This window comes from Lentzea aerocolonigenes (genome assembly GCF_000955955.1).
GTDB lineage: Bacteria > Actinomycetota > Actinomycetes > Mycobacteriales > Pseudonocardiaceae > Lentzea > Lentzea aerocolonigenes_A.
The window spans coordinates 1-9,328 of record NZ_JYJG01000396.1; the positions used below are offsets into that span (position 1 = coordinate 1).

Below are 9,328 nucleotides of genomic sequence, written 5' to 3' on the forward strand. Positions count from 1 at the left end.
GGTCGGCACCACCGCCCGCCAGTGCGACGGCGACTGCCTTGCCGATGCCGGAGTCCGACCCCGTCACCACGGCGTGCAGAGGTGCGTTCATGACACGCGAGTACCCACCGCGGTGGCGGGCAAGCGGAGCGCGAAGTGGTTCAGCGTCGCCGGCAGCGGCTCGGTGAGCTTCGGGAACGTCAGGTGCTCGCTCAACGCGTCCAGCATCGCGCCCGCGGTGGCGAGCACTAGGTCACGACCTGGGCATTCACCCGGTCCGGCGCTGAACGGGACGATCGCAGGGTCGCGCGCCTGGTCCCAGATCTCCGGGGCGTACCGGTCGGCGAACGGCAGCCGGTCCGGGTCGCGGTGGAAGAACGGCGTGAACACCACGAACTCGGTGTTCTCCGGCAGCCACGTGCCGTGCCAGCGGGTCGCGATCGTGCTCTCGCGCAGGATCACCGGCGTCGTCGGCCACAGCCGCGCCGATTCCAGGATGCCGTGCGCGCCGCGTGCGCCGATGGCCAGCGCGCGCATGGTGACGATGCCGGCCGCGTCGAACGCGAACAACCAGTGCGGCACCTGGTCCGGCAGCTCCGGGTTGTACTCGGCCAGCCTGCGTTCGAAACGTTCGCGCAGGTCGCGCTGCTGAGGATGCAGGAACGCCCAGTTCGCGTTCTGGCGCAACGCCTTGAGGTCGTCGGTGAGCTGGGTGTCCCCGCGGGCGCTGTCGCCGAGCACGATCCTGCGCGCGATCCGCCACCACGCCTGGGCGAACGAGTCCCAGGTCAGCTCGCCGGTGCTCATCACGTGCCTGGTCAACAGGTCGGCCTCGTCGCGCACGATCGGCTCGACGTCGAACTTCTCAGGTCGCAGGGCGCGTTCGTTGAGATCCCGGAGCCGTTCTCGGTCGGCGCCTTCCGAGATGAGGAGGCCGTGTGGCTGGAAGTGGTTCAGCGCGGCTTTCTTCTCCTTGGTGGCCAACGCGAACGGCTCGGGTGACTGGGTCAGCAACCGGCCGACGTCGGTGGGGTCGACCAGCATCGCGACACTGCGTCCGGTGATGCGCAGCCGCACGGGCTCGGGGCCGTAGCGGTCGCGCAGGTGCCGCATCGTGCTGATCGCGGTGCCGTCGGACTGGAGCTTCTCGGCGAGCGCCATCACGCCGGGCCTGCGGACTATGACGCCTTTCGCCAGCGTCGGCAGCAGCACGGTCGCCAGCACTCGGGCGGTGTCGAGCCGAGATGAGATCGCCATGGTCATGGCTACCCGGTCACCCAGGTGTGAACCGCCCTGACCGGGGGTATTCGCGGTTCAGCTCGAACCAGGAGGTCGTGATGCCAGCGGGATCGAACGCGAAACGTGAACGCCAGTACGAACACATCAAGGACTCCGCCCGCAGCCGTGGCGCCTCGTCGAAGCGCGCCAAGGAGATCGCCGCGCGCACGGTGAACAAGAACCGTGCCCAGTCCGGTGAGTCCAAGACGGCAAGCAAGTCGTCCACGAAGGACATGTCGCCGCAGAAGCGCGGTGGCCAGCGCTCGCACAGCGGTGCGCAGGGTCCGACGAAGGAGCAGCTCTACAACGAGGCCAAGAAGAAGAACATCAAGGGCCGCTCCACGATGACGAAGAAGGAGCTCGCCAACGCACTCGGACGCTGACGTGCCGCACGCGGACGAACAACCGGACAAGACCTCGGCATTGACAGTGCCCAAGGGTGAGGACGAGCACTCGACGCTGACAGTGCCCAAGGGTGAGGACAAGACCTCGGCGCTGACGATCCTCACCACCGAGCACTACACGTTGCAGATGGTGCGCACCGCGAACATCACCGACGCGACCGGCAGGGCAGGTCATCTGCTCTCCACGATCTCCGCGTCGATGATCGCGCTCGGGTTCGTCGCCCAGGTCGTTCCACTCGAGGTGTTGCTGACGCTGGTGCTGGTGATCTTCACCGGCCTGTTCCTGATCGGGCTCGCCACGCTGTTCCGCGCGGTCGAGCTGGTCATCGAGGACGTGCAGGCAGGGTTGGGGATCAACCGGATCCGGCACGTCTACGGCGACCTCGAACCGTCCACGAAGGACGTTTTCGTCCGTCAGATGCACGACGAGACCGCGGCTGTCGAGGCGGACGCCGGCCAGACCGGCTGGCGCAAGGCCAGGCGGCCGCGCCTGATCGGCACCGCGCTCAGCGTCGCCGGACTCGTGAACCTCGTCAACGGTCTCGTCGCCGGTGCTGTCGCCGGTGCGGCGTCGGGACTTCTGAACGCCGGTCTCACGTGGTCGATCGTCATCGGCTGCGTCGTGGCCGCGGCCGTGGTCACCGCGTTCGGCGTGGTGATCGGCCGGATCGGACGGCGCGGCGTCGCCCCGATCGGCACCCGTTATCCCAGGAATCAGCAATAGGAGGACCGCCGTGCAGTACGACGTCGTCGACCTGATCATGCAGGACCACCGCGAGGTGGAGCGCCTGTGGGACGAGCTGAAGAACCACCCGGAGAAACGGCCGCTGCTCACGCCGGTCATGTGCGGGCTGCTCGTCGCCCACAGCCGGGCCGAGGAGTCCGAGGTCTACCCGGTCGCCATCAAGGAGGCGGGCGAGTCGGACGAGGTCGAGCACAGCCAGGAGGAGCACGCAGAAGCCGAGCAGCTGCTCGCGAAGCTGCTGGACTGCGACTGGGACTCGCCGCAGTACGACGAGGCGCTGAAGAAGGTCGTCGACGCCGTCTCCCACCACGTGGAGGAAGAGGAGAAGACGGTCCTTCCCGGCATGCGCACGAAGCTCAGCGCGGAACGCCGCTACCAGCTCGGCGAGCGGTTCGCGGCCAGCAGGGCAGAGCACCTCGGTGAGCTGCCCGGCCAGGCGACTCGCGAGGAGCTCCTGACGCAGGCCCGCAACCTGGGCCTCTCCAACGCCTCGAGCATGAGCAAGGAACAGCTCAAGCGCGAGCTGCAGAAGGCCGCTTCCGAGTAGGTCAGACCGCGTCGATCTTGAACGGGTCGTGCTCGGTGAGCAGCTTGTCCAGCCGGGCTCTGTCCACCCGGCTGGTGATGGCCGTGTCCTCCTGGCGATCCCTGATCACCTTGGAGAGCGTGAACGCCGAGGTGATCGCGTAGAGCATCGCGATGCCCAGGAAGGCGCGCACCCAGCCGTCAACGGGCAGGAACACGACTCCGATGCCCACGGCGGTGAGCGAGAGCCCGAAGGAGAGGACCGCCTGCATGTAGAACGCGCCGGTGGTCGCGGTGCGCGCGGGCGTGGAAGAGGTCATGATCCTCAGAGTCCTGGGTCACACCCCGGCTGTCATGAGTACAGCTACTCATGTCGAGGGCCGAAATCGCGGGACGACGGCACCAGCGCGGCGATCGCGGGCGCGGCGAAGCAGACCACCGCGCACACGATCAGCACCGCGCTGGTGCCGAACTCCGTGATGGCGGGGGCGATGAGCGCCAGGCCGGCGGGCGCGAGCCCGTACGACAGCAGGAAGTCCAAAGAGGACACCCGCGCGAGCTTCGACGGTTCGACCTCGCGCTGGGTCGCGGTGAACCACGGGACGTTGAACAGGTCGATGCCGAGCCCGGCGACCGCGTAGACGGCGATCACGACGAACGGGTGCACCGGTAGCAGCAGGGCCAGCGGCGCGAACCCGTACAGCGCCAGGCCGAAGAGCCCCGTCCACCCGGCGGCGCGCGGCCGCCAGCGAGCCATCAGCACCGCGCCGGCCAGTGCGCCGAGCGTGTAGGCGGTGAGAGCACCCGCCAGCACCGCTTCTGTGCCGTACCGGTCACGGCTGACCAGGGGGAGCACCACGCCGGTCGCCGAGTAGCCGGTCGCGATCACGGCCGACAGTGCGCCCAGGCCCGCCAGGAACCACGGATGCCGGCGAGCCTCGCGCACGCCGTCCAGGAACTCCGTCACGAATCCCTTGCCGTCCGCGGACGGCACCTGTCCCGAGCCGGCCGGCGGCACCAGAGCCGCCACCAGCCACAGCGCGCCGATCCCCAGCAGCAGCCCCTGCGTGTTCACCACCAGTGCGAGCAGCGCGGTCAGACCCGGCGCCACCAGCGTCGTCACCCGGATCGACATGGTCATCGCCGCGTTGGCCTGCTGGCGTTGAACCGGTTCGACGACCTCGGCGGTCAGCGCGGAGAACGCCGGCCGGCACGCACCCTGGCCCGCGCCCATCGCCGCGGCCGCGACGGCGGCCAGCACCAGGGAGTTGCCCAGAAAGGCAGTCAGGACGGGTGCGGCGATCGCCGACGTGAGGCCCGAGTACAGGACGACCTGGCGGCGGGCGTAGCGGTCGGCCAGCACGCCGCTGATCGGGACCGCGGCGAGGAAACCGGTGGTGCGCGCGGCGAGCAGGACGCCCAGCTCGACGGCGGTCAGCGAGCGCGAGAGCACCGCCAGGCCCAGCACGAACGGCAGGGCCCAGGTCGCCAAGCCGGAAGCCGTGGTCGCCGTCCACAGCCGGAGGAACGCCGAGTCGCGCAGCACCGATCGGGCCTTCGCCGCCGGTGGGGCTGTGTCGTGAACCACGTGCGTCACCTTCCAGGAAAGGGCTTGATTTGAAAATGGTTGTCGTTACAGTAACGGACGCTGAAGTCGTCGTGCTCTGGAGGATCCGATGTCACACCCCGCCCGGCTCGGCCTGGCACTGGTCGCGGTGCTCGCCGCCAGCTGCGCCACACCGGGAGGCGCCGAAGCGCCGAAAACCCAGGCGACGGTGGAGAGCTGCGGCAAGCAGCTGACGTTCACCAGCACGCCGCAACGGGCGGTGGCGCTGGACCAGTCCTCCACGGAAACGCTGCTGGCACTGGGAATGCAGGACCGCATGGCCGGTACGGCGAACATCAAGACCAAGGTCTCGCCCAAGTACGCCGACGCCTACGCGAAGATCCCGGTGCTGTCGCCCAAGATCCTCACGTCCGAGCCTCTCCGCGCGGCGAACCCGGACGTGGTGGTGTCCGGGTTCAAGGAGCTGTTCACGGCCGACCGAGCCGGTACGCGAGACGAGCTGGAAGCCCTTGGCGTGCCCACGTTCGTGAGCGCGGTGAACTGCCCGGACGGCACGACGCCGCCGTTCGAGCGGTTGTTCCGCGACTACGAGAACCTCGGCAAGATCTTCGGCACCACCGAGAAGGCGAACCAGCTCGCCGCCGACCAACGCACTGTGCTCGCCGAAGTCCAAGCGGTGAAACGGGATCCGGTCAAGGTCGTGTGGATCTACTCGGTCTTCAAGGGCGTTCCGTGCGTGGCCGGTCGCGACGGCATGCCCAGCCAGATGAGCAAGATCGCCGGTGCCACCAACATCTTCGACGACCTGAGCCAGGAGTGGCCGGAGGCGTCGTGGGAGGAGATCGCCCGCCGGGATCCCGATGTCATCGTGGTCGGCGACCTGTCCGAACGCGGCAACCCGGGCGACAAGGCGAGCGAGAAGCTCGCGATGATGCGCGAACACCCGGTGATCTCGCAGCTGAAAGCCCTGCGGGAGAACAAGGTCATCGAGCTGAACGGCATCGAGATGGACCCGTCCGTGCGCACTGTGGACGCGTTGCGCTCGTTCGGCGCAGGACTCGACAAGATCGCCGGCCGTGGCTGAGGCCGCCGTCCTGGATCCTGCCGTCTCCGTGACTCCCGTTCGACGCGACAAGGGCGTGCTCCTGACGGTGCTGAGTCTCGCGGTCCTGATGGTCTCGCTGGTGCTCGCCGTCCGGACAGGAGTGGCCGCGAGTTGGCCAGAAATTGGCCGCTCTCTGGGCGTGCGCCTGGGCCTGCCGGTTGCCCCGCTGCCACGCCTGCTCGACTCGCTGATCTGGGACCTGAGGCTGCCGCGGGTGCTGCTCGCGGCGCTGGTGGGCGCGGCTCTGGCGGTGTGCGGAGCTGCGTTGCAGAGCGTCACGCGCAACTCGCTCGCCGATCCTTACCTGCTCGGGGTGTCGTCCGGTGCCTCGACCGGCGCGGTCGTCGTGGTGGTGCTCGGGTTCGCGGGCTCCCAGCTCGGGGTGACCGGTGGTGCGTTGATCGGCGCGCTGGTGTCGTTCGGGCTGCTGATGTTGCTGCTGCGGCGAACCGGGCTCGATTCCGTGCGGGTGGTGCTCACCGGTGTGGTCGTCGGTCAGCTGTTCGCGGCTTTGACCTCGTTGATCCTGCTGTCGTCCGGCGACGCCGACAGCATCCGCGCGATCACGAACTGGCTGCTGGGCTCGCTGGCGTCGGCCAGGTGGACGTCGGTCGCGGTGTGCTCGGTGGTCCTCGCCGTCGGGCTGCTCGTCGTGTGGTTGTGCTCGTCCGCGCTGGACGGGTTCGCGTTCGGGGCGGACACCGCGTCGTCGCTCGGCATCGACGTCCGTGCCACCAGGGCGGTGTTGCTGGTGACGACGTCGGTGCTCACCGCCGTCGCGGTGGCCGCGGTGGGCGCTGTGGGGTTCGTCGGGCTGATCGTGCCGCACGGCGTCCGGTTCCTGGTGGGGCCGTTGCACCGCAGGCTGTTGCCACTGTCGGCGGTGGCCGGCGCGGTGTTCCTGGTCTGGACGGACGCGCTGACCCGCGTGATCTTCGCGCCGCTGGAGGTGCCGGTCGGGGTGTTCACCGCGCTGCTCGGCGTGCCGCTCTTCCTGCTGGTGCTGCGCAGGAGGGGAGAGCTGTGAGGATCGCTGTTGAACATCTGACCTGGGGCGTGCCGGGCAAGACCATCGTCCAGGACGTGAGTTTGCAGGTCTCTGACGGTGAGACGGTCGGGCTGATCGGACCGAACGGCTCCGGCAAGTCGTCGTTGCTCAGGTGCATCGCGGGTCTGCGCACGCTGACGGCAGGCGCGGTCAGGTACGACGGCGTGGACATCGCTGCGTGGCCTGCTCGTGAGCGGGCGCGCAAGCTGGCGTTCGTCGAGCAGACCGCCGACACGGACAGCGACCTGCGGGTCGCCGATGTCGTGATGCTCGGCCGGACCGCCCACCGGTCTCGGTGGCGTGGCCCGGACGCCGCTGACCACGAGATCGTCGCGGAAGCACTGGGCCGGCTCGATCTGGGCGGGTTGGCGGACCGGCCGTGGAAGCAGCTGTCCGGTGGCGAACGCCAGCGCACCCACCTGGCGCGTGCGCTGGCGCAACGGACTTCGGGCCTGCTGCTGGACGAGCCCACCAACCACCTGGACGTGCGCCACCAGCTCGACCTGATGGAACTGGCCGGCCGCACGCCGCAGACCGTCGTGGTGGCGCTGCACGACCTCGCGCTGGCCGCCCGCTACTGCGACCGGCTGGTCCTGATGCATCGCGGCACGGTCGTCGCCGACGGTCCCGCGGAAGAAGTGCTCACGGCGCCGTTGCTGCGCGAGGTGTTCGACGTGGACGCCGAGATCGGTCGCGACAGTCTCGGTCATCTGGCCGTCGGCTATCGCTGAGAAGGGGGAAGCAAGTGACCACTGTGGACGATCTGACAGCTGAGGTGCTGGCCGGGAGACACGGCCCCGATCCCGCGGAAGTGCTTGCCACGAGCGTGTTCTGGGTCCATCACGGCACGCGGCTGGCCGGAAGTGAGGTGACCTACCGCAACCAGTACGTGCTGGCCCGCGTCGGCAGGGCTTTCGGGGCGTGCGCGTTCGCGGAAGGTGAGGCAGATCCGGCGGTCTGCGCGAACTACTCCGGAGCTCCCGTTGCCCGGCTGCTGACCGAGGCGCCGGCCCCGGTGCGAATCGCCGCGCTCGACGCCTACCTCGGCAGCGTCCGTCCACACGAGACCGCCGAACGGGTGGTGCTTCGCGCGGGCACGCCGGAAGAGCGAGCCCGGGCCCGTGATGCGGCCGTGGCGGGGTTGCTGGATGTCGGACCGGGCGCCAAGGTCGCGTTGATTGGCGTGGTGAACCCGCTCGTGGCGGCGATCCGCGAACGTGGCGCCGAGTGCCTGCCGTGCGACCTGTCGTTGCGCACGACCCAGTGGGGTGACCCGGTGACGCCGGACATGCGGGACGTGCTCGGAGTGGCCGACGCGGTGGTGGCGACCGGCATGACGATCGGCAACGGCACGTTCGACGAGATCCTGCGCAGCTGCCGCGAACGGGACATCCCGCTGGTCGTCTACGCCCAGACCGCGAGCGCCGTCGCCCGCCACTTCCTCGGCGCCGGAGTCACCGCGCTGTCCGCGGAACCGTTCCCGTTCTCGCAGTTCAGCGCCGACGACACCGCCTTGTTCCGCTACCGGACGTGAGAGAAGCCGTGCACAGTCACATCAACGGGCACATCAACGGGCACGTCGATGGGCACATCGCTGACGCGCTCAGCCGTCCCGCCCTGGTGCGGCTCGACTCCCGCACCCTCTGCCTGCGCTTCGAGACGATGAAGGTCGCCTCGGCCCTCGAAGCGGTTCGACATCTGCTCGAATGCGGCACCATCGAGCACGGCGACACCCTCGTGGACAGTTCCAGCGGCATCTACGCGCACGCGCTGGCGCTCGCGTGCCACCGGTACGGCCTGCACTGCCACATCATCGCGTCCACGACCGTCGACAGGACCCTGCGCACGCAGCTGGAGATCCTCGGCGCGACCGTCGAACCGATGCCGCCGTCCGCGAGCCTGAAACTCGACCAGAGCCGCCGGGTCGAACGGGTGCGGGAGATCCTGCGTGATCGCCCGAGGTACCACTGGATGCGCCAGTACCACGACGACGTCCACTACCGCGGCTATCGGCCGATCGCCGACCTCGTGCGCTCTCACGTCGACTGCTCCAGGCTTTCCGTCGTGGGTGGTGTCGGAACCGGTGCCTCGACGGGTGCGCTGGCGACGTTTCTCCGCGAGACCGATCCGAGCGTGGAACTCGTTGGCGTGCAACCGTTCGACAGCGTCACGTTCGGCAGCGAGCACGTGCACGACCCGGAGATCATCATCGCCGGGATCGGCAGCTCGATCCCGTTCGGCAACGTCGACCACACGCTCTACGACACCGTGCACTGGTTCGGTTTCGACGCGGCGCTGGCGGGCAGCGTGGCGTTGCTGCGCGAGCACGCGGTCTTCGCCGGGCTGTCGGCGGGAGCGGCCTACCTGGCAGCGAGGTGGGAGCAGCGGCTCGATCCGGACCGGCACGTCGTCGTGCTGGCCCCGGACACCGGGCACCGGTACGTCGACGCGGCGTACTCCCGGCACGCCGAGGCGCCGCTCGCGGCAGAACTCCGCCCGTTGCAGATCAAGAAGCTGGCGGAGATGGGGTTGCCGTGGTCGCGCATGCACTGGGACCGGGCGGGAGCGCCCCCGAACGCGGCCGTCGAAGCGGTTCGAGCGGCGTCGTAGCTGTCGCGATGTCGTAGCTGTCACGAGGGGCTGGAGCGGGGACGCGTCTGCTGGTTGGGTGGTGTGG

11 protein-coding genes are annotated in these 9,328 nt (G+C 69.1%); 8 read left to right on the forward strand and 3 right to left on the reverse strand.

What is annotated here, in order from left to right; translation table 11 throughout:
* Nucleotides 1–87 precede the first annotated feature (87 nt).
* Nucleotides 88–1,236: a cytochrome P450 gene (locus UK23_RS40120; protein WP_052685459.1), complete on the reverse strand. Its 1,149-nt coding sequence runs from the start codon at nucleotides 1,234–1,236 to the stop codon at nucleotides 88–90.
* An 80-nt stretch (nucleotides 1,237–1,316) separates the two neighbouring features.
* Here UK23_RS40120 and UK23_RS40125 point away from each other — a divergent pair, with 80 nt between their 5' ends.
* The 3 genes from UK23_RS40125 to UK23_RS40135 are packed head-to-tail and all read left to right on the forward strand — an operon-like array spanning nucleotide 1,317 to nucleotide 2,953.
* Nucleotides 1,317–1,640: a hypothetical protein gene (locus UK23_RS40125; protein WP_045317043.1), complete on the forward strand. Its 324-nt coding sequence runs from the start codon at nucleotides 1,317–1,319 to the stop codon at nucleotides 1,638–1,640.
* Between the two features lies 1 nt (nucleotide 1,641).
* A complete protein-coding gene (locus tag UK23_RS40130) occupies nucleotides 1,642–2,385 on the forward strand; it encodes a hypothetical protein (protein WP_045317036.1) in 744 nt (247 codons plus the stop codon).
* 10 nt (nucleotides 2,386–2,395) lie between these two features.
* Nucleotides 2,396–2,953 carry a hemerythrin domain-containing protein gene (locus tag UK23_RS40135; RefSeq protein ID WP_156213734.1) on the forward strand — a complete coding sequence of 186 codons (558 nt, stop codon included), beginning with the start codon at nucleotides 2,396–2,398 and terminating at the stop codon, nucleotides 2,951–2,953.
* Nucleotide 2,954: 1 nt separating this feature from the next.
* Here the strand turns inward: UK23_RS40135 and UK23_RS40140 are convergent, their stop codons facing one another.
* Complete coding sequence (locus UK23_RS40140; RefSeq protein WP_045317038.1) at nucleotides 2,955–3,251, reverse strand: YiaA/YiaB family inner membrane protein; 297 nt, start codon at nucleotides 3,249–3,251, stop codon at nucleotides 2,955–2,957.
* A 44-nt stretch (nucleotides 3,252–3,295) separates the two neighbouring features.
* Nucleotides 3,296–4,519 carry an MFS transporter gene (locus tag UK23_RS40145; protein ID WP_231114894.1) on the reverse strand — a complete coding sequence of 408 codons (1,224 nt, stop codon included), beginning with the start codon at nucleotides 4,517–4,519 and terminating at the stop codon, nucleotides 3,296–3,298.
* Nucleotides 4,520–4,607: 88 nt separating this feature from the next.
* Between UK23_RS40145 and UK23_RS40150 the strand changes: the two genes are divergently transcribed.
* From UK23_RS40150 to UK23_RS40170, 5 genes are read left to right on the forward strand one after another with little or no spacing between them, the layout of a single operon-like run.
* A complete protein-coding gene (locus tag UK23_RS40150; RefSeq protein ID WP_045317040.1) occupies nucleotides 4,608–5,582 on the forward strand; it encodes an ABC transporter substrate-binding protein in 975 nt (324 codons plus the stop codon).
* The gene (locus UK23_RS40155) at nucleotides 5,575–6,630 is read left to right on the forward strand and encodes a FecCD family ABC transporter permease (protein WP_231114895.1); all 1,056 of its coding nucleotides are present in this window, start codon (nucleotides 5,575–5,577) and stop codon (nucleotides 6,628–6,630) included. The genes UK23_RS40150 and UK23_RS40155 overlap by 8 nt, the downstream gene beginning before the upstream one ends.
* A complete protein-coding gene (locus tag UK23_RS40160; RefSeq protein WP_045317041.1) occupies nucleotides 6,627–7,382 on the forward strand; it encodes an ABC transporter ATP-binding protein in 756 nt (251 codons plus the stop codon). The genes UK23_RS40155 and UK23_RS40160 overlap by 4 nt, the downstream gene beginning before the upstream one ends.
* A 14-nt stretch (nucleotides 7,383–7,396) precedes the next feature.
* Nucleotides 7,397–8,185: a Rossmann-like domain-containing protein gene (locus tag UK23_RS40165; protein WP_045317042.1), complete on the forward strand. Its 789-nt coding sequence runs from the start codon at nucleotides 7,397–7,399 to the stop codon at nucleotides 8,183–8,185.
* Nucleotides 8,182–9,261 carry a pyridoxal-phosphate dependent enzyme gene (locus tag UK23_RS40170; protein WP_231114896.1) on the forward strand — a complete coding sequence of 360 codons (1,080 nt, stop codon included), beginning with the start codon at nucleotides 8,182–8,184 and terminating at the stop codon, nucleotides 9,259–9,261. Before UK23_RS40165 ends, UK23_RS40170 begins: the two co-directional genes overlap by 4 nt.
* Nucleotides 9,262–9,328: the final 67 nt, after the last annotated feature.